Annotated in this window: 22 protein-coding genes; 1 reads left to right on the top strand and 21 read right to left on the bottom strand. The window is 37.8% G+C overall.

Going from position 1 to position 23,321, the window contains the following annotated elements:
* Positions 1 to 113: 113 nt before the first annotated feature.
* Entirely contained in the window at positions 114 to 1,217 is a 1,104-nt protein-coding gene (locus IGJ32_RS09155; RefSeq protein ID WP_010737965.1) for a M24 family metallopeptidase, read from the top strand.
* A 642-nt stretch (positions 1,218 to 1,859) separates the two neighbouring features.
* Here the strand turns inward: IGJ32_RS09155 and IGJ32_RS09160 are convergent.
* From IGJ32_RS09160 to secA, 21 genes are all read right to left on the bottom strand, one after another.
* Positions 1,860 to 2,456 (bottom strand): YtxH domain-containing protein, encoded by a 597-nt coding sequence (locus IGJ32_RS09160; RefSeq protein ID WP_088775289.1) that lies wholly within the window; start codon positions 2,454 to 2,456, stop codon positions 1,860 to 1,862.
* 2 nt (positions 2,457 to 2,458) lie between these two features.
* Positions 2,459 to 2,899: a DUF948 domain-containing protein gene (locus IGJ32_RS09165; RefSeq protein WP_010718552.1), complete on the bottom strand. Its 441-nt coding sequence runs from the start codon at positions 2,897 to 2,899 to the stop codon at positions 2,459 to 2,461.
* A 129-nt stretch (positions 2,900 to 3,028) separates the two neighbouring features.
* Positions 3,029 to 3,967, bottom strand: a complete 939-nt coding sequence (galU, locus tag IGJ32_RS09170; RefSeq protein WP_010718553.1) for a UTP--glucose-1-phosphate uridylyltransferase GalU — start codon at positions 3,965 to 3,967, stop codon at positions 3,029 to 3,031.
* A 14-nt stretch (positions 3,968 to 3,981) separates the two neighbouring features.
* Entirely contained in the window at positions 3,982 to 5,007 is a 1,026-nt protein-coding gene (locus IGJ32_RS09175) for an NAD(P)H-dependent glycerol-3-phosphate dehydrogenase (protein WP_342081854.1), read from the bottom strand.
* 43 nt (positions 5,008 to 5,050) lie between these two features.
* On the bottom strand, positions 5,051 to 5,881 hold the full coding sequence (gene lgt, locus IGJ32_RS09180; RefSeq protein WP_063627394.1) for a prolipoprotein diacylglyceryl transferase: 831 nt from the start codon (positions 5,879 to 5,881) through the stop codon (positions 5,051 to 5,053).
* A 14-nt stretch (positions 5,882 to 5,895) separates the two neighbouring features.
* Positions 5,896 to 6,834 (bottom strand): HPr(Ser) kinase/phosphatase, encoded by a 939-nt coding sequence (gene hprK / locus IGJ32_RS09185; protein WP_010718556.1) that lies wholly within the window; start codon positions 6,832 to 6,834, stop codon positions 5,896 to 5,898.
* A gap of 191 nt (positions 6,835 to 7,025) precedes the next feature.
* Positions 7,026 to 7,376 (bottom strand): phage holin family protein, encoded by a 351-nt coding sequence (locus tag IGJ32_RS09190; protein ID WP_010737969.1) that lies wholly within the window; start codon positions 7,374 to 7,376, stop codon positions 7,026 to 7,028.
* A complete protein-coding gene (locus IGJ32_RS09195; protein WP_010718558.1) occupies positions 7,376 to 7,684 on the bottom strand; it encodes a PspC domain-containing protein in 309 nt (102 codons plus the stop codon). Before IGJ32_RS09195 ends, IGJ32_RS09190 begins: the two co-directional genes overlap by 1 nt.
* 216 nt (positions 7,685 to 7,900) lie before the next feature.
* Positions 7,901 to 9,472, bottom strand: a complete 1,572-nt coding sequence (gene liaX, locus IGJ32_RS09200) for a daptomycin-sensing surface protein LiaX (protein WP_010737970.1) — start codon at positions 9,470 to 9,472, stop codon at positions 7,901 to 7,903.
* A gap of 241 nt (positions 9,473 to 9,713) precedes the next feature.
* Positions 9,714 to 10,358, bottom strand: coding sequence for a hypothetical protein (locus tag IGJ32_RS09205; RefSeq protein WP_034699165.1), 645 nt, complete (start codon positions 10,356 to 10,358; stop codon positions 9,714 to 9,716).
* 256 nt (positions 10,359 to 10,614) lie between these two features.
* A complete protein-coding gene (phoU, locus tag IGJ32_RS09210; protein WP_010718561.1) occupies positions 10,615 to 11,292 on the bottom strand; it encodes a phosphate signaling complex protein PhoU in 678 nt (225 codons plus the stop codon).
* Between the two features lie 12 nt (positions 11,293 to 11,304).
* Positions 11,305 to 12,063, bottom strand: coding sequence for a phosphate ABC transporter ATP-binding protein PstB (pstB, locus tag IGJ32_RS09215; RefSeq protein ID WP_010718562.1), 759 nt, complete (start codon positions 12,061 to 12,063; stop codon positions 11,305 to 11,307).
* A gap of 15 nt (positions 12,064 to 12,078) precedes the next feature.
* On the bottom strand, positions 12,079 to 12,885 hold the full coding sequence (gene pstB, locus IGJ32_RS09220; protein ID WP_010718563.1) for a phosphate ABC transporter ATP-binding protein PstB: 807 nt from the start codon (positions 12,883 to 12,885) through the stop codon (positions 12,079 to 12,081).
* Between the two features lie 14 nt (positions 12,886 to 12,899).
* On the bottom strand, positions 12,900 to 13,784 hold the full coding sequence (gene pstA, locus IGJ32_RS09225; RefSeq protein WP_010718564.1) for a phosphate ABC transporter permease PstA: 885 nt from the start codon (positions 13,782 to 13,784) through the stop codon (positions 12,900 to 12,902).
* Entirely contained in the window at positions 13,784 to 14,704 is a 921-nt protein-coding gene (gene pstC / locus IGJ32_RS09230) for a phosphate ABC transporter permease subunit PstC (protein WP_010718565.1), read from the bottom strand. Before pstC ends, pstA begins: the two co-directional genes overlap by 1 nt.
* A 117-nt stretch (positions 14,705 to 14,821) precedes the next feature.
* On the bottom strand, positions 14,822 to 15,676 hold the full coding sequence (locus IGJ32_RS09235) for a phosphate ABC transporter substrate-binding protein PstS (RefSeq protein WP_010718566.1): 855 nt from the start codon (positions 15,674 to 15,676) through the stop codon (positions 14,822 to 14,824).
* Positions 15,677 to 16,025: 349 nt separating this feature from the next.
* Positions 16,026 to 17,474: a cardiolipin synthase gene (gene cls, locus IGJ32_RS09240; protein ID WP_342081855.1), complete on the bottom strand. Its 1,449-nt coding sequence runs from the start codon at positions 17,472 to 17,474 to the stop codon at positions 16,026 to 16,028.
* A gap of 348 nt (positions 17,475 to 17,822) precedes the next feature.
* Positions 17,823 to 18,707: a permease-like cell division protein FtsX gene (gene ftsX, locus IGJ32_RS09245; protein ID WP_278250225.1), complete on the bottom strand. Its 885-nt coding sequence runs from the start codon at positions 18,705 to 18,707 to the stop codon at positions 17,823 to 17,825.
* The gene (gene ftsE, locus IGJ32_RS09250) at positions 18,700 to 19,386 is read right to left on the bottom strand and encodes a cell division ATP-binding protein FtsE (protein WP_010718569.1); all 687 of its coding nucleotides are present in this window, start codon (positions 19,384 to 19,386) and stop codon (positions 18,700 to 18,702) included. The genes ftsX and ftsE overlap by 8 nt, the downstream gene beginning before the upstream one ends.
* Before the next feature lie 104 nt (positions 19,387 to 19,490).
* A protein-coding gene (prfB, locus tag IGJ32_RS09255) for a peptide chain release factor 2 (protein ID WP_178243920.1) occupies positions 19,491 to 20,589 on the bottom strand; the annotation gives its coding sequence in 2 pieces (ribosomal slippage) (positions 19,491 to 20,516 and positions 20,518 to 20,589; 1,098 coding nt in all).
* 145 nt (positions 20,590 to 20,734) lie between these two features.
* Positions 20,735 to 23,269, bottom strand: a complete 2,535-nt coding sequence (gene secA, locus IGJ32_RS09260; protein ID WP_034699158.1) for a preprotein translocase subunit SecA — start codon at positions 23,267 to 23,269, stop codon at positions 20,735 to 20,737.
* Between the last annotated feature and the right edge of the window lie 52 nt (positions 23,270 to 23,321).

A 23,321-nucleotide genomic window follows, 5' to 3' on the forward strand; every position in this document is an offset into this window, starting at 1 on the left:
TACTACCGCTTTCATGAAAATAATTCATTTTTTCACTTTTATACGTTGGTCTTTGAAACATTAAGTGGTACAATTATCTAATAATTCAATAAATTAGAAAGAAGGATGCCAAAATGAATAACGTAAAAATCAACGAATTACGTAAATGGATGGCTCAAAATCAAGTGGATCTTGCCTATATTAGTGATCCAGGACACATCGCTTATTTTTCAGGATACGAAAGTGAACCCCATGAACGTGTCTTAGCACTATTTATCCCACTTGAACAGGATCCTTTTTTATTCACTCCGGCTTTAGAAGTTGAAGATGCACAAAACAGTGCATGGTCTTTTGATGTTCGTGGCTATTTAGACAGCGAAAATCCTTGGGAAATCATTGGGAAAGAAATTCGTCACCGTTATGGTCAGCCTGGAAATATCGGAATCGAAAAAAATGCGTTAACCGTTGATCGTTTCGATGCCATTTCAGATGTTCTAACTGGTTCTGACAACTTTACTGATTTAACAGCAATCATTCAACGTCTCCAATTAATCAAAACACTGGAAGAAAAAGACCAATTACTTGCTGCTGGTAAATGGGCAGATGTTGCCTTTGAAATCGGCTTTAAGGCAGTAAAAGAAGGTGTTACTGAGCAAGCAATCATTGCAGAAATCGAATATCAACTAAAAAAACAAGGTGTTTCGCAAATGTCGTTTGACACGCTTGTTTTAGCTGGTAAAAACGCAGCAAGCCCCCACGGTGCTCCAGGCAGCACAAAAATTTCGCCTAATGAACTTGTTTTGTTTGATTTAGGTGTTGTTTGGGATGGTTATTGCAGCGATGCTACTCGAACTGTAGCCTATAAAAAACCAACTGAATTTCAGGAAAAAATTTATCAAATCACACTTGAGGCACAATTAGCTGCCCAAGCAGCTGTACGTCCCGGCGTAACGGCTGCCGAACTAGATCAAATTGCAAGAAATGTAATCAATAGCTATGGCTATGGCGAATACTTCAATCATCGTCTAGGTCACGGAATCGGAACCACTGTCCATGAATTTCCTTCCCTTGTAGCAGGTAATGATTTAGTCATCGAAGAAGGCATGTGCTTCTCCCTTGAACCAGGAATCTATATCCCTGATCAAGTAGGTGTTCGAATCGAAGACTGTGTCTATGTGACAAAAGACGGCTGTATTCCATTTACAACTACGCCAAAAGAATTATTGGTTATTGAGTAAGGTTGTGAGAAGAGCGACTTGATCTGAGCGCTCACCAAGTAAAAACTGCGACGAGTAATCGCAGGAGCAGTAAGGATGAAAATCTCGAAACAGCTTCCCATGTTTTGAGATTTTTTGACTTATCGCCGAAGATCAGCTCTTTGAACACCGTGAATCAGAGGTTGTGAAAGAAGCGGGGAGCTCCGATGACAATAAGAAAGAATTTTTTAAAATAGCTTCTCTTATTTTAGAAAATTATCGTTTATTGTTGAGGAGTTGCTTCTTGAACACCGTTTATCACTTCTACATCTATTAATGAGTCTAAGGGCGACTGTTAGTCCTAGACTCATTTTTTTCTTATCTTCAACCTCACTAATTGTTGTTGACCCATTCATACCAAAGAGCTCTGGTTACCATTAGATTTTACGAATTCTTCTGATCATTCTGGTTCTTTTATAGTGTCTTCACTCTCATGGTGATAAGTATGCTATCAAGTGATTACGCAAATTAGACCTTTACATTATGTATTATTCTAGTAATTATCCAAACAAAAAAATATCAAAGCTAGGAAACTTTGCTAGCTTTGATATTCATCACTTGTTCCGTTCGATTAACCAAAATCGAGATAGCATCTATTGATTATTTACAAAAAATAGAAATTGCCTATTTTCCATTGTCAGTAAATGTATCTTTTAAATCTTCTTTTTTAGCTTTTACGTCTTCTTTAGCCATATCTGCCATTGCTTGCGCATCTTTTGCGACTGGTTTTGCTTCAGCAATGCCTTCTTTGACTGTTTGTCCAGCTTCACCTGCAGCATCTTTCGCATTGATCATCATATCTTCAGATGCATCTTTAACTGTTTCATTCATTTGTCCGACTGGCTTTTTAAGCTCATCTGCTGATTTCTTGAAGCGATGAGAAAGATCTTCTGATTGTTCTTTTAATGTTAATAAAATGTCTTCAGACTCATCTTCGACATCATTTGCAGAATGATTGACTTTATTTTTCACGTTACCAGCTAAGTCACCAGCTTGTTGGGATAGATCTTGCGCTTTTTCTTTTGCGATGTCTGTTAATGTCGCTGATTTTTCTTTTGCCATATCCGTGTAGTCTGAAGCCATATCAAGTAAATCATCTGCTTGTGCAGCAAGTTCATCGCGTAGTTCTTTTCCTGACTTTGGTGCTAATAATAATGCTGCGACTGCCGCTGCTGTCCCACCAATAACTGCTCCTAGTAAAAATCCACCTTTTTTTGCCATAATTAAATTCCTCCAGTCTTTTCTGTATGTTTTTTATTTTTGAAAAACTTTAAAGCTGTGCCACCAACTTTTCCAGCCACGGTAGCTTTAGCTGTTGTACGCCCAATCCCACCAACTTTGGTTACGATATTTTTACTTGATGTATTCAATTCTGACACGCTTTCACTTAAATCCGCGATAGCTGTAAATAATGGATCAATCGTTTCTACTTTCCCATTGATGTCTAAAAGCAATTCATTACTTTTGACTAGTAAACCTTCCACCTGCCTTGACAAAAGATCGACATCTTTGGTGACGACTTCAATTGTCGTATTTGCTTCTGCCACTGTTTGATCCACTTTTTCTAATGTTTTTGATAATTGTAACAATACTCTTATGATAAAAACAACGAGGACTGCAAATGCGATGGCCGCAATCAGCCCAGCAATTTCTCCGCCTGTCATACTCGAACTCCCTTCTGATACTCTTTCTATAAGCATAGCATTTTCGCATTTTTTAAACAAATAAAAAATAGCAAAGCTTCAACTACTTTTTTTGGATAAGAGCAGTTGAAGCTTTCATTGCTAAAAAATTTATTTTTTCAGCTCATCTTTTGATTCAATTTTTTTGTTGTCTTTTTTTGGTACCATCGTTTGATCAGCTTCTAATTGTTTCCCTAGCTCTTTGATATATTCTTTTAATGGTTCGCCGACTTCTGGATGAGTCAAGCCGTATTCGATACTGGTTTTCATGAAACCAAACTTGTCACCAACATCATAGCGTTTGCCTGTAAAGTTACGAGCAAATACTCGTTGTGTTTTATTCAATGTATCAATCGCATCTGTCAGTTGGATCTCATTCCCAGCACCTGGTTGTTGTTCTGCCAAAACATCAAAGATTTCAGGAGTTAATAAATAGCGTCCAATAATAGCTAAATTACTTGGTGCTTTACTTGGGTCTGGTTTTTCAACGAAGTTTTTAACATTGAACAATCCTTCTTCTAATTCTTCACCAGGATTAATAATTCCGTATTTAGACGTATCTTTTTGTGGCACTTCCATCACTGCGATTGTTGATGCATGTGTCCGCTCATAGTCATCAATCAATTGTTGTGTCAAAGGTACTTCATCTTCCATGATATCATCACCTAACATCACAACAAAAGGTTCATTACCGATAAAAGCACGGGCTTGTAATACAGCATGTCCTAACCCTTTTGGATGAGATTGACGAATGAAGTGTAGATTTACATCAGTTGTTTCTTCAACCAACTTCAATAATTCTGTTTTCCCTTTTTCACTCAAATTCGTTTCTAACTCGATATTTGAATCAAAATGGTCTTCGATTGGTCGTTTTGCTTTCCCAGTGACGATCAAAATGTCTTCGATCCCTGATTTAAGTGCTTCTTCTACGATAAATTGAATCGTTGGTTTGTCAACGATTGGAAGCATTTCTTTTGCCATCGCTTTTGTTGCAGGTAAAAATCTTGTTCCTAAACCTGCTGCTGGAATAACTGCCTTTTTTACTTTCATTTGTCATCTCTCCTCTAAAAAATTAATCGTGAAAATTCATTTTCTTTTTTTCCATCTCGCAACATGATTTCTCTTGCCGCAATTTGTACATTTTTATTTTCATAAAGTACTTCATAAATTGTTTGAGTGATTGGCATGTCTACACCTACTTGCTGAGCAAGTTCTTTTGCGGCTTTTGTCGTATGGACACCTTCCACAACCATCCCCATATTTTCCAATACTTCTGACAGTTCATGCCCTTTACCTAACAAATTGCCCGCTCGCCAATTTCGCGAATGGATACTAGTACAAGTAACGATCAAATCGCCCACACCACTAAGACCAATAAAAGTCAATGGGTTGGCACCCATGGCAACACCTAAACGACTGATTTCAGCTAAACCTCTAGTCATAATAGCAGCTTTTGCATTATCCCCAAAACCTAATCCGTGGATTGCTCCTGCACCAAGAGCAATAATATTTTTCAATGCAGCCCCCATTTCAACCCCAATCACATCAGGGTTGGTATAAATCCTAAAATAATGATTCATGAATAACCTTTGGACAAAGGAAGCTGTTTTTTGATCTGTGCTAGCAGCTGTGATCGTAGTAATGTCATGATTTGCTACTTCTTCTGCGTGACTCGGACCAGATAAAACAGCAATGGATTGACGTTTGTCACTCGGGATCTCTTCTAAAAGAATTTCTGAGATTCGTTTGTGTGTCTCCTGTTCTAGACCCTTGCTTGCATGGATGATTACAGGCTTGGTATTCAATTTAGTGACCACCTCTTGTGCTACAGAGCGAATGGCTCGTGTCGGAATCACGAATAACAAGGCATCAATATCTTGAACTGCCTGTTTCAACTCACTAAAACCACGGATTGACGTTGACAAATGATAGTCGGGTAAATATTTTTGATTGGTGTGTTGTTGGTTGATCTCGTCTATTTGCGATTGACGATGTCCCCATAGGCGAACATCATGTCCATTTTCAGCAAGAACTTGCGCAAGAGCTGTCCCCCATGAGCCAGCTCCTAAGACTGCCACCCTATATTTCATTTTACCACTCCTGCTATTTTTTTCATTTTTTTAGCTCTGTAAATTAGATAATCATTTGATTTTTACCAAAAGTGCGATCGTAATCTGGTAGATTTCCTTTTTTTCTACGCCAGATAAACAGAATAATTGTTCCAACGAATAAAAAGGCTGACAACAATTGGGAGATCCGAATAACACCTAAGAAGTATAAACTATCTGTCCGTAATCCTTCGATAAAAAAGCGCCCGAAGCTGTACCACATCACATAAACAAGTAAAACTTCTCCTTTTTTCAGTAAATGCTTTTTGTTTCTTAAAAATAGGAGTAGGATAAAGCCAATCAAACTCCAAACGGATTCATATAAAAAGGTAGGTTGACGATAAAAACCTTCAATGTACATATTATCAATTATGAATCTTGGGATATGCAGATTTTCTAAAAAAACTCTCGTCGTGACAGGGCCATATGCTTCATGATTCATAAAATTTCCCCAGCGCCCAATTGCTTGAGCGAGTAGGACACTTGGTGCTGCTATGTCTAAAAATGTCCACATGGAAATAAAGTGGTATTTGGTAAAGAAGTATAAAGTAATGGCACCTGCGATCAATCCACCATAAATAGCTAACCCGCCAGAACGGATATTGAATATTTGAATAGGATCAGCTATATATTGTGGTAAATCAAATAAAATATAGTACAACCGTGCGCCAATAATTGAAAGTGGCAATCCCCACAACATAAAATCAGTGACATCCTCAGATTTTAAGCCAACTCGTACGGCTTCACGGCTACTTAGCCACATGGCAATAATTATTCCCGATACAATGATCAAAGCATACCAATAGATTGGTATTCCTAAAAGATTGAACGCTACCCGATCGATTTGCGCTATCATGTTTCCACTCCTTGCTATTGTGCCCCTGAATTTTCTTCGATCAGACGACTTAATCTTTCTTCAAACGTTTTTGTTGCATCAAATCCCATCGTTTTTGCTCGGAAATTCATTGCAGCTACTTCGATGATGATGGCCACGTTTCGTCCAGTTTTGACAGGTATTTTGATTTGTGGAATCCCCACTTCTGCAATTTCCACAGAAGTATCTTCAGAACCTAGTCGATCATATTTTTTGTCCTTCGCCCAGGCTTCTAAATAAACGGCTAACTGCACTTGCATTGAACCACGGACAGCACTTGCTCCAAACAAGTTCATGACATCAATGATTCCGATCCCTCTGATCTCTATCAAATGTTCTAAGATTTTTGGTGGTTCACCAATGACTGTCAGTTCATCTTGTTGATAAACATCTACTCGGTCATCGGCAATCAGGCGATGACCACGTTTGATTAATTCTAATGCGGTTTCACTCTTACCAATTCCGCTATCCCCTTGAATGAGTACACCTAACCCATAAACATCGACTAGCACACCATGAACGCTCGTTCTAGGAGCTAAACGACCATCTAAATAACTAGATAATTCTCCAAGCAAACGGGATGTGGAGATTGGTGAACGTAAGACAGCCATACCGTATTCGTTGGCCGCTTGAATCATTTCTTCAGAAGCTGGAAGCCCCCGAGAAATAATGAATGCTGGCATATCCTCACTGCACAATCTTCTCATGATCATCAGTCTTTCTTCCGGCATCATCCGTTCAGCAAAGCTAATCTCTTTGCTCCCAAATAATTGTAAACGATCATGTGAATAATAATTAAAATAACCGGTCAATTCTAAACCAGGTCTTGAGATGTCACCAGTTACGATAACACGCTCCAAACTCTTTTCATCACCAGTCACTATTTCTAATGATAATTTTTCTACTAATTGGCTTACTTTCACAACTTCTGCCATTCGTGCTACCTCATTTCTATTAGAGTGTTCCTTCCCATTTTATCATTGTCTGACAAAAAGTACTACCAAATAAAAAAAACGTTTTTATTTTAAATTCACTTTTTTTATAAAACAAAGCAAAAAGGTACAACCAGGGAATTTAAGACATTTCCCATGGATGTACCCTTTTAGTCATTATCGATTGTTCACGTTTACCTTCTACTATTGTGTTCACTGACAATCATATTCACCACTGACATAATCACAGCAATCAAAAAAGCTGAACCAAAGGAAGCAAAATTAAAATTAGATGCTCCAACAAAAAAGGAAGTCATCTTCAAGATTGCCGCATTGATGACAAATGTGAACAAGCCCAGTGTCACTAAAGTGAATGGTAGTGATAAAATTGTTAGAATAGGTTTAATGAACATATTCAAGATGGACAATACGAAACTTGCTAAAATAGCTGTCCAAATACTATCTACATAAATCATCGTCGGAAAAATCACTGCCAGAGAGATGAACGTCAACGTATTCACGATGAGGCGCTGAAGATAAGACATTAGAAGTCACTCCATTCGTCATCATTGACCTTTTCCGCCTCTTTACGTTTTTTTGTTTGTTCATGATGATAATTATTATTTTGATAATATTGGTTTTCATGCCCATAACGAGTCTGTTTGTTTCGTCCAGAAGGGATGAGCAAAGCCAATAAAATATATAAGATAACTGGACTTCCAAATGCCACTAAGCTTAGGAATACATAGATCACACGAACTACCGTTGGATCAATTCCAAGATATTCTGCAATCCCAGCTAATGTACCAGTCAAAACAATATTTTTATTTGATTTTGTCAATTTTCTTTTCATTTTACTTTCACCTCTGTTCTATTCATTTTAATGGAAGAAAAAGAGTGTGACAATAGATAAACTGTTCATTCTCACTACACTTTTTCTCCAAAGATTTTTGCTTTTCCTCGTTAAAGGAACGAATGACCAAGTATCATCGTTTAATAGTGAACGTACATCCCACTTATCAATCCTGCTTTCGATTGTTAGAATAAGCTAACTCACCGGTTGATTACTTTATTGATCCGTATCTTTTAAATAAATACTACCAGTCGTAGTCGATAATTGGATTCTAGCTACCTCATTTTCAGAGAGACGACGGAACTGTAGCAATTGATTGGTCCGTTCTTTTTTTTCACGGATTACTTCATAATCAGTCAGGCGGCTGTTGATGCTGCCTAAACTTGTTTTCGCATTACCTTCCATGCCAATTCCTGTTGGTAAAGCTACTTTGACATTGCCATTGACTGAACTTGCTTCAATTTTTTTCAAATGTTCTTCTTTCATTGTCAACCGTACATCCCCATTAACGAGAGAAACGGAAAGATTTTCAGGGGTTGTTCCTACAGTGACCGTACCATTCACTGTTTCGATGATCGAATCTAAGATTGCACCTGATTGAACATCGATATTCCCATTAACGCCTTCAATTTCAAGCATGGTTGCTTGTAATTTTTGAATGACGATATTTCCATTTGTCGATTTGGTGTACACATCTTTACCTTCTAAGTCGTTAATCGTAATATTCCCATTTAACAATTTGATTGCTGTATGGTCATATACTCGTTTTGGTAAATAAAAGACTAGATCCGCACGTACACGTTTATTTGGAATTTGGAATGAGACATGCTCATCATTAACTTCAATTTGACTACGTTCTAAGAATGCCTCGAATGGTTCTGCATTCATTTTACCGTATAATTTGATTTTTGCTTCAACTTTCACATCTTCACTTTCCCAAGTTTTCAATGTGACATTTCCGTTTGCAGCTTTGATATCAAGAATACTTGCTGCAGGTGCTTCATAATAAAATTCGTGTTCAAATTTTGTCGTTGCGATACCTGGTACACGGAGATTGACATCTTTCCATTCCATGTTTTCATTAACTGTTTCCGATACCGTTTGGAATGTCTTCCGCAAAAACTTGCCTAGCTGAGAACCAGCTTCAGACATTTTTTCTCCAACTTGGTTCAATGTATCGTTGGCTTGTTCTTTCCAGTCATCTGGTAACTCAAATTTATCAGCAATTGTTTCTTTCTTTTCTGTCCATTGGTTTTTGCGAATATCTTTTAATTCTGCTTCTAGTTTCAATTGTTCTTCTGTTAATTGTTCACTCGCAGCTTCTAATTCCTTGATCTCAGATTCAAGAGTCTTTCTTTGGAGAAGCTCATCTTCTGTTAGTTCATCCAATTCTTCTTTGGTATTCAGCTGCATCAATGTTTCCTGTTTGTCATTGCGTGCCGCTTTATTTTGTGCTAACTTTTCATTCACTTCGTCTAAATGAGCCGACGTTTGATTGGCTTGTGTTGCTAACTCATCTAAGATACGTTCCAAATTTTCTTGATCTTCTTTTTCGTTTTGTTTCGGATCGGCATTAAAATGGATTTCTTCTGATGTGCCATTTTCCAATTCATCGATCAATTGAGTTGCTTGATCTTTTTCTTTATGACTAGCAGTTACTTTATCTGCTTCTTTTGCGATTTGCTTTTCATCTTTCTCAGTTGCCATGCTTTCTAATAAATCTAAGCCCTCTTCAGTGGAAAGGATCCCTTTTTTAACTAAGTCTAAAATACGTTCTCTTTCTTTCATGGAAATTGCCTCCTTAAGCAAATATAGTTTGCAAGCTTTTCCTTACATTCATATTATGCACGGAATGGAAGAAAAAGTCATAGGACTTAAGTTGTAACTTTTTCTCCAACTTGAGTTACTGAACGATTTACTTCCCATTGAACCAGCCAATAATGCTTTAAAAACAATATTTCTTTCCCTTTTTATGGCAAGAAATATTGTTTTCTAATTTTTTATGAATTATGTATGAATATTATGGATATTAAAAAAGCAATTGGATAAATGACCATAAATAGCGTATAACACGAAACAGGATAACTAGTAAAAATATATTTCCGACAATAAAACGTCCCATATTACCAATGCTTTCTTTTAAATTACTAAATGTAAACCGACGCAAAAAACGTGGCATTGAATGATAGCCGTTTCGCTTCAAACGAAACTTTTCTTCATAGGTTAGTTCAAGCATATCATAATAAACAATTTGAAGTGGTTCACGCGGAAAAAAGGACTTGGAGAATCCAACCATCAATGTATATTGTTTATTCCTTGACGGCAAATTACGCATACCAGTTTTGTTAATCCTGACACTCTTGTCTTCAAGATCATTATAGCTATACTCTGCTTCTTGGATCTTAACGATTTTTGCTTCTGGTTGATTTATCTCTAGATATTTTTGATAGACCTCTGGAAATTTTTGTTTTTGCAGATAAAGATAAATACCTCCCCCAGCAATGATTATCATCAGTAAAACATTATAAAGCAAATGTTCCTGAAAGATGCCTGTATAAGCCAGAACAATCACGAGTACGAATGCTAAGATTAGAATTCGCTTCCAATAATAACTTTGATACATTCTTTTGATTGTCCGCTCATAATAAGCAAAATCTTGCTCAACAAATTTCATCTTCTTTCACTCCTTTTCATCTCTATGCTCTTATTATAATTGAACGAGTTGAAAAAACAAAGACTAGTCGCTGAATTTCGATTATACAAATGACAATTAGTCTTGACCTTTTTCTCTCAGAGAAGTCAGCAATATTCACTCTAAGTCTTCAAGTTACAAAAAAACCGAAGAATTCCTAGGATATTTCCTATTTTGGAATTTTTCGGCTTATTTCTTATAACTCACACGTTGATCGTTACTTTCCAATCTTCAAGAGTTAGAAAATTTCGTTATGATTTGAGTTTAATTCGGTGATTTTTCCTGTAGCTAGATACACGATCCATTCACAAATATTCGTTACATAATCGCCAATCCGTTCTAAGTAGCTGGCAACATTTAGATAATCTGTCCCACTGATGACTGTTTCTGGATCAGACTGCATATTTTTGATCGTTGCATTGTAGATGCGATTGAAATAATCATTGACCCGTTGATCCATATTTGCGATCGTTCGAGCATCTTTTTCATCCGTTTTGACGTAAGCAACCAACACATTGTCCACCATTTTTTTGACATAATCAGACATATCAGAGATTTCTTTTTCGATCTCTGGGATTCTGGTTTGACCTTTCACACGGATCGTTGATTTGGCAACTGAAACCGCATGATCTGCCATTCGTTCCAAATCAGAACTAGCTTTCATCACGGTAATAATCATCCGTAAGTCTGTAGTCACTGGTTGTTGCAAAGCAATCATTTCAAAACTTTTTTTCTCTAAACGTGTTTCCATGTCGTTGATTTTAATATCATTTTCGATCACTTCTTGTGCAAGTGCTTTATCATGTTTGATATAAGAACGAACTGATTTATGCACTGCACTACTTACCATCATCCCCATCTCATAAAATTGATTATGAAGGTTAAGTAGTTCTTCTTCAAACTGTGTACGTAACATTTCGTTTCCTCCTTATCCAAATCGCCCTGAGATATAGTCTTCCGTTTCTTGTTTTTCTGGAGTCATAAAGATTTTTTTCGTATCATTGAACTCAATTAAATTCCCATCTAAGAAAAAGGCTGTTTTATCAGAAATCCGTGAAGCTTGTGACATATTATGCGTAACTATAATCATAGTATATCTTTCCTTTAATTCCAAGAGCATGCTTTCAATTTTCCCAGTAGAAACAGGATCAAGCGCACTAGTTGGCTCATCTAACAAAATAATTTCTGGATTGACGGCTAACACTCTTGCAATGCATACCCGTTGTTGTTGACCACCTGATAAGGATAAGGCACTTTTATGCAGTTTGTCTTTGACATCATCCCACACAGATGCAGCCTTTAAACTTTCTTCGACTACTTGATCAAGGACTTTTTTATCTTTTTCGCCTTTTAGTTTTAACCCATAGATCACATTTTCGTAAATCGAAAAGGGAAAAGGATTTGGTTGTTGGAAGACCATTCCAATTTCTTTACGCAATTCAACAATGTCCGTTTTAGGGCCATAGATATCTTTTCCTTTATACAGGACACTTCCAGTGATCGTCACACTCGGTATCAAATCATTCATTCGATTCAATGAGCGTAGATAAGTTGATTTACCACAGCCAGAAGGACCAATCATCGCTGTGATTTCGCCTTGATTGAAGCTTAGATCGATTCCTTTTAACGCTTCTTTTTTTCCATAATATAAGTGAAGATCTTTTGATGAGATAATTTCTTTTGTCATAACGAATCCTCCGTCTTACCCAAAATGACCCGATACATAATCTTCGGTCGCTTTAATTTTTGGTCTAGTAAATATCTTATTCGTTTTATCGTATTCGATCGCTTTTCCTAAGTAGAAAAAGGCAGTATAGTCACTGATACGAGCTGCTTGTTGCATGTTATGGGTCACAATGATGATCGTGTAATCATCTTTTAGATTCACTAATGTTTCTTCCACTGTCCCAGTAGAAATCGGATCAAGTGCGCTGGCTGGTTCATCTAATAACAAGATATCCGGTTTCATCGCAATCGCACGTGCAATACATAAACGTTGTTGTTGACCACCTGACAAGGCTAAAGCACTTTTATCCAGGCTATCTTTTACTTGATCCCATAATGCGGCTTGTTTCAAGCTGGTCTCAACGATCTCATCTAATTTCTTCTTGTTCTTTTCGCCATGTTGCTTCAATGCAAACGTGATATTTTCATAGATTGATTTACTAAATGGATTTGGTCGTTGGAAAACCATTCCGATTCGCTTACGCATCTCATAGACATCAATTTGTGGTGCATTGATATCGACATCTTTGTACATGATTTTACCAGTCACCTTAGTATTTGCGATCCCATCATTCATCCGATTCAACGAACGTAAATAAGTAGACTTACCACAGCCAGAAGGACCGATCAAAGCTGTGATCTTATTCTTTTCAAATTCCAGATCAACACCTTTGATCGCTTCGTTGTCACCGTACCAAACATGAAGATCATCTGTATAAAGGGCAATTTCTTTTTCTTGACCCATTGTGATGATATTTCTTTCATTCCAATTATATTCTTTCATCTTACTTCTTCTCCTTAAGCTGAAGTCATTTTCCGGTATAAACGTTTACCAATCGCACGAGCACCAAAATTGAATAGTAATACTGCGATAATTAAGACCGCAGATGCTCCAGCAGATACTGATACGCCATCTGGCATCGTTCCTTCCGTATTGATTTTCCAAATATGAACAGCTAGTGTTTCAGCTTGACGGAAAATACTGATTGGACTAGAGACACTCAATGGATTCCAGTTTGAGAAATCAAGTGCAGGCGCGCTTTGCCCAGCTGTATAGATCAAAGCTGCTGCTTCCCCAAAAATTCTCCCTGAGCTTAAAATGACTCCTGTTAAAATCCCTGGAGTTGCCTCAGGTACAACTACACGAATCACTGTTTCCCAACGTGACAAACCTAATGCAAGCCCTGCCTCACGCTGTGTGTAATGCACCGCTTGTAAAGATTCTTCTACCGTTCTCGTCAATAGAGGTAAGTTAAAAACTGTTAAAGCTAGTGCCCCAGAGATAATGGAGAAGCCATACTGGAATTGGATAACAAAAACTAAAAAGCCAAACAAACCAACGACTACAGATGGTAATGAGCTTAATATTTCAATTGAAGTACGGATAACATCAGTCAACCAGTTTTTACCAGCATATTCAGAAAGGTAAATACCGGCTCCTAAAGAAAGCGGAAAACTGATGATCATCGTGATCAATAATAAATAAATCGAGTTAAATAATTGGATACCGATTCCGCCACCTACTTGATAGGCTTTTGATGGTTCAGTTAAAAATGACCAAGAGATATGAGGAATTCCTCGAACTAAAATATATAAAAGTAACGCAGCTAAGATCAATACAATAATTCCCGATATTGCATAAAGGACTCCTGTTGCGATTTTATCAGAGCGTTTTGCGTTCATTATTTCAATGCCCCTTTCTTACCAATCATTCGGATCACGATATTAAAGATTAATGACATCAATAGCAAGATCAAAGCTAATGACCATAACACGTTGTTTTCAATTGTTCCCATGATCGTATTTCCGATCCCCATTGTTAAAATCGATGTCAATGTTGAAGCAGGAGTTGTTAATCCTGTTGGCATCAAGGCAGCATTCCCGATGACCATTTGGATCGCTAATGCTTCACCAAATGCACGTGCCATACCAAATACAACGGCTGTCAAGATTCCCGGTACAGCAGCTCGTAAAACGACTTTATAGATCGTTTGCCAACGTGTAGCTCCTAAAGCTAATGATGCTTCACGATAATGACGCGGCACAGCTTTTAAGGCATCGACTGTCATAGTCGTCACAGTTGGTAAGATCATGACAAACAAAACAAATGTCCCAGCTAAAATACCAAAACCAGTTCCGCCAAAAATGTTTCGGATAAATGGTACGATGACTGATAATCCAATAAAACCATAAACAACAGATGGAATACCAACTAATAGTTCAATGACTGGTTGCAAGATTTTTGTGCCATTTTTTGGAGATATCTCTGTCATGAAGACCGCTGCACCGATGGCAAAAGGTGTCGCAATGATTGCAGATAAAAAAGTAACGATAAACGAACCAGCGATCATTGGTAATGCCCCGACCATCGGTTTACCATCCGCACCAATTTGTCCAGGATTCCAATTCGTTCCAAACAAGAAATCAAATACGTTGATCTTATCAACGAAAAAGGTCGCTAATCCTTTACTTGCAACAAAATAAAAAATGGCTACTACTACTAGAACGATCAAGGCGATACATAAGAAGCTGATGAATTTACCACGCTGCTCCATTTTTGAACGTTTTGATTTTGTTAATAATACTTTTTTCACATCTTCCACAGATGATTCCCCCCCAGTAAGGTTTAACATACTTATACAGTGTACAAAGCGAACATCAATTTGAGTTTAATAACATGTAAAATTTATGCGAAGTTTGTAAAGATTGTGTAAAGATGATTATTTTACAATATTTCCTTCCCAATCACGTTCTACTTGCATACGTGAAACCGGAATATAACCTAATTCACCTACGATATTATTTTGAACTTCTTCTGATAGCATGTAGTTTAAAAACTCTTTCGTTAACTGTTTTGGTTGATTTTTTGTATACATATGTTCATAAGCCCAAATGATCCATTTATTGGTCGTAACGTTGTCATCGGTTGGCTCTACACCATCAATACTCAAAGTAGCCACATCGTTGGTTACATATGAGAAAGCGACATAACTAATTGCTCCTGGAGTATCTGCAACGATTTGTCGCACCATTCCGCTTGAATCTTGTTCTTGCGCACGAATCGCCGTTTCTCCATCAAGGACCCATTTTTCAAAAGTACTACGTGTCCCACTTCCTGATGCACGATTTAAAATAACCACTGGTTGGTCTTTCCCGCCAAGTTCTTTCCAGTTGGTGATTTCACCCGTAAATAACTTCCGTAAGTTTTCCATTGAGATGTCTTTAACGCCCACTTCCTTGTTAACGATCGGTGTGATCCCAACTACAGCCACCCGATGATCAACTAAAGCAGATGCATCAATTCCAGATTTTTCCTCCGCAAATAAATCAGAATTCCCGATATCTACTGCTCCAGATTGGACTTGAGATAATCCAGTTCCACTTCCTCCTCCTTGGACATTGATGAATTTCCCAGGGTTTGCAGCCTGAAAAGATTCAGCGACTGTTTCAACTAATGGTTGCAATGCGGAAGACCCGACAGCTGTAATGGATTCTCCTCGATCGATCCATTTTGAACAACCTGATAAAAGAATAGTTAATCCTATTATTGGTAAAAGTAATTTTAATTTTTTCATTTAGAAATCTCCTTCAGTCCTAAAGTAAGTTCATTTTAACATTTAACAAAATACTTGAAAACGAATTAAAATTATAAAATAACAAAAATAATGATTATTAATAAAAAAACACTATCTCATTAGGTTATTCTATGCTATACTGGCTTTGAAATGTGTCTCTTTATCAAACATTATCTAACTTATTTCTTGCTTTCCCCAAAAACAAGAAGTACCCCAAAGTTAGTTTTGTTCCTGTGAGACGCTTTCTCCATTTCTGACAGTTTACAGAAATGGCCCCGACAGAAAAAGGACATGAGCTGACGTCTTAGACGCCTCCCTCATGTCCTTTTTGATTAGCTGGAAGTAGCAATTATAATAATGGCGAGATCAATCGTGCCAAACCTTCTTTTAATTTGATGATAAATCCTCGATTTTCATAGCGTTCTTTGGTTAACAGTTGTGACTTTCTTGAATCAGCAAAGAAAGCTTTTCTTACGTGAGTCGCCATTCCTTCATCATAGATCAACGCATTCACTTCAAAGTCTAATTTGAATGAACGGACATCAATATTTGCTGAACCAATTGAAACTATTCCACTGTCAATGATCATGGTCTTAGCATGGATAAACCCATTTTCATAGGTTTCGATCACTGCACCATATTCGATTAGTTCTGCTGCAAAAGAATAAGTTGCCCAATAGACTAACGGATGATCAGGTTTATTGGGAATCTGAATCTGAACTTTGACACCAGAAAGCAAGGCTAATTTCAATGCTTCATGAATGGATTCATCTGGGATATAGTAAGGCGTTTGAATCAATATTTCTTTTTTTGCTAATGAAATCATTTTTAAATAAGTCAATTTGATTTGTTCATGCTCAGAATCTGGGCCACTTGTGACGATTTGAAGTGCTAAAGTGCCTACAGAATCAATTTTTGGGAAAAATTTTGGTGCATAGCTGACTTCTTTCACGTGCTGCGAGTTCCAATCCATCAAGAAACGATTTTGTAGCGTATAAACTGCTTCCCCATAGATTCGCAAATGATTGTCTCGCCAATAACCAAACTTTGAAACTTCTCCTAAATATTCGTTTCCTACATTAAATCCACCAGTATAACCAATTTTCCCATCAATGACAACGATTTTCCGATGGTTTCGATAATTGATTCGTGGATTGATATAAGGGACAAATAGTGGAAAGAAAAAAGCGACTTCACCACCAGCTACCTGTAATTCGTGGAAAAATTTTGCATTTACTTGGGTAGACCCCCAAGCATCTAATAATACACGGACTTTAACCCCTCTTTGAGCTGCTTCAGTCAGCGCGTCACGCACTTCCTTACCCAGAGCATCGCCCCGATAAATATAATATTGTAGATGGATATGATCTTTTGCCTGCTTAATGTCTTCAATCAATGCATCAAATTTTTCTCGTCCATCCGTAAATAAAGTCACTTTATTTCCAGTTGTGTACAATGTACTTTCAAACACTGTCAGCATATAGATTAGTTGCTTGACATCAACTTGTCCTGTTGGTGGATGCGGATAAAGTCCTCGCATCAAGGCTTGTTTGTCTTCTTCAATTTCCAAGTTCTTCCCGATTTTCCCTTGGATCTTCAAATCAAAGATCTTGTCTTGTGAAATACCTCTGCCAAAAAAGATATATAAAAGAAAACCGACAATCGGAATAAACATTAATACTAACAACCATGCCCATGTCTGAGCGGTTTCTTTTCGTTCACGAAAAACAATGACAATTGATAATAAGATATTCGCAATTAAGATGATCGTAAAAAAATTATCAACAACTACTCTCATGGCTCACCTCTTCACTTTTACACCTACTTAAGAATAGCCGAGATGTTTTTTAAAGTAAAGTGAAAGTATCAGACAGATAATGATCTCAATGAATTAAAATACCTACTGCTGAACCAATATGACCTCCTATTGATCATTACTTGATATTATTTTTTTATTTTATATTATGAGGTAAAAAAAATCATAGCGTTTTACAAAATGGTCACTCTTATCATAACTAAAAAAGCAGACAGAAAAATGAATTTCTGTCTGCTGATTCATTGAATCATCCATTTAAACTTTAAAGTTGTTGGATCTTCTTGAAACAACTCGTTCCATCCTTTCATATGGTGAAACGATGGAAATGAATTAAAACTTCAAGAATCTTCTCATCGAAATAATTGATCCTAATGAACCGATAATGATTCCGATCCCAGCCATCAAAGCGTTGATTTTCCACACGATATCCTGTGGTTGGATCAAGGAATAGTGGGAGCGCAATAATGAAGGGTTAAGCATTCGGAATACTTCTTGGTACCCAAATGTAATCAGCAATACCGGAATAATTGCACCGATCAAACCAATCCAGCCACCTTCTAAAAAGAATGGCCAACGAATGTAGCCGTTTTTGGCACCAACTAATCGCATGATTTGAATTTCTTTTTGGCGAGATAAGATCGTGATTCTGATTGTATTTGAAATCAAAAACATTGCAATAAACAATAATAATGCTGCTGCAGCTAAGCCCCATGTTCGAACGGTTCCTGCAAGCTTAAGAATTTTATCTGAAGACGTTCCACCGTAATCCGCGCGAGAAACATTCGCTAATTTTCCGGCTTCTTGAGATACTTGTTTCGTATAAGAAGGTTCTGACGTTTGAACGACATAAACATCATATAACGGGTTGTTATCTCCTTCAAATAAACTCCATGAATTCCCCATAGCATCCTGGATCTTTTTCAACTCTTGGTCTTTACTTGAGAATTTGACACTTTTGACGTGATCAATCTCTTTTAATTGTTTTTCAAGAGTCTTCATATCTTTTTCATTCGTGCCAATATCAACGAAAACAGAAACATCTACGTTACCTTCGATATCTTCGGCTAGTTTCGTTGCATTCATAATCACAGCCATGAACACCCCAACTAATGTTAATGTGATCGTCACGGCACTCACTGAAGCGACAGTCATCCAGCCGTTACGCTTTAAACTCTTGATACTCTCTAATAAATGTCGGAAAAAGGTTCTAATCATCGTATCCATATTCCCCTTCCGCTTGGTCACGTATGATTCGTCCATTTTCGATGGCGATCACTCGATGACGAATTGTATTCACGATCGTACTGTTATGGGTTGCCATAACGACCGTTGTCCCTTGAGCATTGATTCGGTCCAATAACTTCATGATCTCCCAAGAATTCTCCGGATCTAGATTTCCTGTAGGTTCGTCAGCAATCAATACTTTCGGCGTATTTACGATTGCACGGGCAATCGATACCCGTTGCTGTTCCCCACCAGATAGCTCACTTGGAAAAACACGCACTTTATGTTTCAATCCAACAAGATCTAACACTTCCATCACACGTTTTTTGATATCTCGTGGTTTTCTACCGATTACTTGCATCGCATAAGCGACATTTTCGTAAACTGTTTTTCTCGGCAACAGTTTGTAGTCTTGGAAAACTACCCCGATTTCTCTGCGTAAGTAAGGAACATCTTTGTTTTTGATTGCCATTAAATCATGACCAGCAACATTTAAGGTTCCTTTTGACGCTTTTTCTTCTCGATACATCAATTTGATGAATGTAGATTTCCCAGCCCCTGATGGACCAACTACATAAACGAACTCTCCTTGATCGATAACAACCGATAAATTTCGGATTGCAGTCGTACCATTTGAGTACTTTTTCATGACATCCTTCATTTCAATCATGGCGTTCTCTCCATATCTTTTCTCAGTCTCTCACCATTATAGCATGGTAATGTTTCATCTTGCTTTCAAAATCTTACAATTTTATTTCAATTAAAGTCAACTATTTAGAGGTGCATTTTTAAATATCCGTCAATAAATAAGTCTAAATCGCCATCCATTACAGCTTGAACATTACCAGTTTCTACGTTTGTCCGGTGATCTTTTACCATTGAATATGGATGGAAGACATAGGAACGAATTTGTGAACCCCAACCAATTTCTTTTTGCTCCCCACGCAATGCTGCAGCTTCTTGTTCTTTCTTTTCAACCTCAAGTTGATACAATTTCGCTTTCAACATGCTCATTGCTTGTTCTCGGTTTTTTAATTGTGAACGCTGCGCTTGACTAGCTACGACCGTTCCTGTTGGAAGATGAGTGATCCGAACGGCAGACTCTGTTTTATTGATATGTTGTCCTCCAGCACCGCTTGCTCGGTACGTATCGATCTTCAAGTCATCTGGGTTGATCGCAACATCAATCGTTTCATCTAGTTCTGGCATCACATCGACCGAACAAAACGAAGTGTGGCGCCGTTTGGCTGAATCAAATGGGGAGATCCGAACAAGACGGTGGACACCTTTTTCCGATTTTAAATAGCCATATGCATTATGCCCTTTGATCAGTAAAGTCACACTTTTTATTCCTGCTTCATCCCCTGCTTGGTAATCCAATGTTTCCACTTGGTAGCCATGTTGTTCTGCCCAACGTGTATACATGCGTAACAACATACTTCCCCAGTCTTGGGATTCTGTACCCCCTGCTCCAGGATGAAGTTCGACGATTGCATGGTTGCGATCATATGGACCATCTAAAAGCATGGCTAATTCATACGTCTTCATTTTTTCGTCTAATAGTTGGATTCTATCTTCTGCTTCTTGTTGCATTTGTGCATCTGGTTCTTCTTGCAACATTTCTACCATTAGGGCTAACTCTTCTAATTCTTCAGCTAACGCATTGAATTGATCATACGTTTCTTTATTTGTGTTGTTTTCATTGATCACTTTTTGTGCTGCTTCGCTATCATCCCAAAAACCAGGCTCTGCCATTTTGGCTTCAGCTTCAGCGATGTCTTCTTCCAACCGATCTAAGTCAAAGAGACCTCCTGAAACTTGTGACCTTTTCTTCCATCTCAGCTAATAAGTTACGGATTTCTGAAATCTCCATAAACTTCCCTCTTTCTATCTACATTATTTTATGTTTTATTCAACCACTTTAGTTTAACAGAAACGCTTCATAACAGAAAGAAGGTGAGTCGATTCTTAATCAAAAAGAACCGATCTCACCAATCTTATCTGCTAGCTGTCAAAAATTAGTTCTCATCTTTTCCATGACAGTTTTTATATTTTTTCCCGCTACCACATGGACAAGGATCATTTCTGCCTACTTTGTTCACGTGAACCGGTTGTTTTTTGGCACTTGTGTTGCTATTTTCTTTTGCATCACCGGTAGTTGGTTGAACTGCTTCGCCGGTTGACACTTGCTCCCGTTGAACATTTTGACGAATCTCAGCTTTCATAAAGAGACGAGTCACTTCATATTCGATCGCTCCAACCATCTCTTCAAACATCTTGTATCCTTCTGTTTGATACTCAACCAATGGATTGTTTTGTCCATATGCTCTAAGACCGATTGATTGGCGTAATTGATCCATAGCATCGATATGATCGGTCCATTTCGAATCCACTACTCGTAGAATGACTACTTTTTCAAATTCTAGTAATTGTTCAGGTCCGTTGAGCTGGTTAGCTTTCGTATTAAATACTTCTTGTGCTAACTCATTTAAATATTCTTTGATCTGTTGCGGTTCTTTCCCTTTAAGATCATCGATCGAGATACTGTCTTCATGGACTAATGTACTACCCGCAAAATCAACGATTCCTTCAAGGTTCCAGTTGTCTTTTTCTAGTTGTGTGTGCGCATCTACTACCCGACTGATCGTACGTTTGATCATATTCATCATTGGTTTAGACAAACTTGTTTCTTCCATGATGACTTCTTGACGTTGTTTGTAGATAACTTCGCGTTGTTCTCGCATTACGTCATCGTATTGTAAGACATTTTTACGAGTATCGTAGTTATTTCCTTCGACACGTTTTTGTGCTGATTCCACTTGTTTTGTCAGCATCTTACTTTGGATCACTGCATCCTCTTCACCGATTTTCATGCGATCTAAGAATGCTTTGATCCGTTCAGAACCAAATCGTTTCATCAGATCATCTTCCAATGAAAGATAGAATTGAGACATCCCTGGGTCTCCTTGACGTCCAGCCCTACCACGTAATTGGTTATCGATACGACGTGATTCATGACGTTCTGTCCCGATAACAGCTAGTCCGCCTAGTTCTCTGACACCAAGTCCCAACTTGATATCTGTACCACGTCCAGCCATATTCGTTGCAATCGTCACCGCACCTTTTTGACCAGCATTCATGATGATTTCCGCTTCTTTGAAGTGGTTTTTTGCATTCAATACTTCATGTGGGATACGTTCACGATTCAACATATCAGACAATAATTCTGAAGTTTCTACTGCTACCGTTCCGACAAGAACAGGTTGTCCTTTGCGGTAACGTTCTTTGATGTCTTGCACCACCGCTTGGAACTTGCTAGTCAATGTTGGATATAACAAATCAGGTCGGTCGTCACGAATGACTGGACGATTTGTTGGGATTTGACAAACTTGAATATTATAGATTTCCCGAAACTCTTCTTCTTCTGTTTTTGCTGTACCAGTCATACCTGACAGTTTCTTATACATTCGGAAATAGTTCTGGAACGTGATTGTCGCCATCGTTTTCGTTTCGTCTTCGATCTCTACGCCTTCTTTTGCTTCAATCGCCTGATGTAATCCATCAGAGTAGCGGCGTCCATCCATGATACGACCAGTAAATTGGTCAACGATCAAGACTTTTCCATCTTGGACCACATAATCAATATCCAAGATCATGATATAGTTGGCACGCAACGCTTGATCCAGATGGTGGGTTAAGGCAGTATTTTCAATATCATATAGATTTTCTAAGCCAAATGTTTCTTCGGCTTTCTCGATCCCCGCTTCAGTCAAGCTGATTGTTTTCGATTGCACATCGATTTTATAATCTTCTTCTTCTTTCAAACGTTTCACAAAATTATCTGTTCTTGTATATAAAGCCGTTGATTTTTCAGCTTGACCTGAAATAATCAACGGTGTTCTTGCTTCATCGATCAAGATCGAATCGACTTCATCGACAATCGCATAATTCAATGGTCTTTGAACCATTTGATGACGATAAACGACCATGTTGTCTCTTAGATAGTCGAAACCTAATTCATTATTGGTACTATAGGTAATATCACAATTGTAAGCATCTCGTTTTTCGTCCGCTGATTTTGAATTGATATTCAAGCCAACTGTTAAACCTAAAAAGTTGTATAATTCGCCCATTTCAGAGGAGTCACGAGTAGCCAGGTATTCATTGACAGTAACGACGTGAACGCCTTCTCCCGTCAATGCATTCAAATAAACCGGCATTGTTGCTGTTAAAGTTTTCCCTTCACCAGTACGCATCTCTGGGATATTTCCATCGTGAAGAACGATCCCCCCCATCAATTGTACATGGTAAGGATAAAGTCCCAACACTCGTTTGGCAGCTTCACGAACTACCGCAAAGGCTTCCGGTAATAATTGATCTAAAGTTTCCCCATTTTGATAGCGAGCTTTAAACTCAGCTGTTTTTGCTTGTAATTGTTCATCTGTTAATGCTGCCATTTCGTCAGCATGATCTTCTACTTTTTTAGCAATACGATCTAAACGTTTTAGTTCTTTTTTATCATTTTCGATAATCGAACGAATAAAATTGGCCATGCGTTGTATAATCTCCTTTTTACATATATTATCCAGATTATGTAGATTCTAG

It is taken from the genome of Enterococcus sp. DIV1639a (assembly GCF_050530445.1).
GTDB lineage: Bacteria > Bacillota > Bacilli > Lactobacillales > Enterococcaceae > Enterococcus_B > Enterococcus_B hirae.

Excerpts from the sequence above, each read along its gene's own strand:
- IGJ32_RS09195 (WP_010718558.1), bottom strand. The coding sequence starts at position 7,684 with ATGAAAAGAAAATTGACAAAATCAAATAAAAATATTGTTTTGACTGGT.
- secA (WP_034699158.1), bottom strand. The coding sequence starts at position 23,269 with ATGGCCAATTTTATTCGTTCGATTATCGAAAATGATAAAAAAGAACTA.
- pstA (WP_010718564.1), bottom strand. The coding sequence starts at position 13,784 with ATGAACGCAAAACGCTCTGATAAAATCGCAACAGGAGTCCTTTATGCA.
- ftsE (WP_010718569.1), bottom strand. The coding sequence starts at position 19,386 with ATGATTGAAATGAAGGATGTCATGAAAAAGTACTCAAATGGTACGACT.
- IGJ32_RS09165 (WP_010718552.1), bottom strand. The coding sequence starts at position 2,899 with ATGACAGGCGGAGAAATTGCTGGGCTGATTGCGGCCATCGCATTTGCA.
- IGJ32_RS09235 (WP_010718566.1), bottom strand. The coding sequence starts at position 15,676 with ATGAAAAAATTAAAATTACTTTTACCAATAATAGGATTAACTATTCTT.
- IGJ32_RS09190 (WP_010737969.1), bottom strand. The coding sequence starts at position 7,376 with ATGTCTTATCTTCAGCGCCTCATCGTGAATACGTTGACGTTCATCTCT.
- phoU (WP_010718561.1), bottom strand. The coding sequence starts at position 11,292 with ATGTTACGTACACAGTTTGAAGAAGAACTACTTAACCTTCATAATCAA.
- ftsX (WP_278250225.1), bottom strand. The coding sequence starts at position 18,707 with ATGATTAGAACCTTTTTCCGACATTTATTAGAGAGTATCAAGAGTTTA.
- cls (WP_342081855.1), bottom strand. The coding sequence starts at position 17,474 with ATGAGAGTAGTTGTTGATAATTTTTTTACGATCATCTTAATTGCGAAT.
- lgt (WP_063627394.1), bottom strand. The coding sequence starts at position 5,881 with ATGATAGCGCAAATCGATCGGGTAGCGTTCAATCTTTTAGGAATACCA.
- liaX (WP_010737970.1), bottom strand. The coding sequence starts at position 9,472 with ATGAAAGAAAGAGAACGTATTTTAGACTTAGTTAAAAAAGGGATCCTT.
- galU (WP_010718553.1), bottom strand. The coding sequence starts at position 3,967 with ATGAAAGTAAAAAAGGCAGTTATTCCAGCAGCAGGTTTAGGAACAAGA.
- IGJ32_RS09175 (WP_342081854.1), bottom strand. The coding sequence starts at position 5,007 with ATGAAATATAGGGTGGCAGTCTTAGGAGCTGGCTCATGGGGGACAGCT.
- IGJ32_RS09205 (WP_034699165.1), bottom strand. The coding sequence starts at position 10,358 with ATGAAATTTGTTGAGCAAGATTTTGCTTATTATGAGCGGACAATCAAA.
- IGJ32_RS09160 (WP_088775289.1), bottom strand. The coding sequence starts at position 2,456 with ATGGCAAAAAAAGGTGGATTTTTACTAGGAGCAGTTATTGGTGGGACA.
- hprK (WP_010718556.1), bottom strand. The coding sequence starts at position 6,834 with ATGGCAGAAGTTGTGAAAGTAAGCCAATTAGTAGAAAAATTATCATTA.
- IGJ32_RS09155 (WP_010737965.1), top strand. The coding sequence starts at position 114 with ATGAATAACGTAAAAATCAACGAATTACGTAAATGGATGGCTCAAAAT.
- pstB (WP_010718563.1), bottom strand. The coding sequence starts at position 12,885 with ATGAAAGAATATAATTGGAATGAAAGAAATATCATCACAATGGGTCAA.
- pstB (WP_010718562.1), bottom strand. The coding sequence starts at position 12,063 with ATGACAAAAGAAATTATCTCATCAAAAGATCTTCACTTATATTATGGA.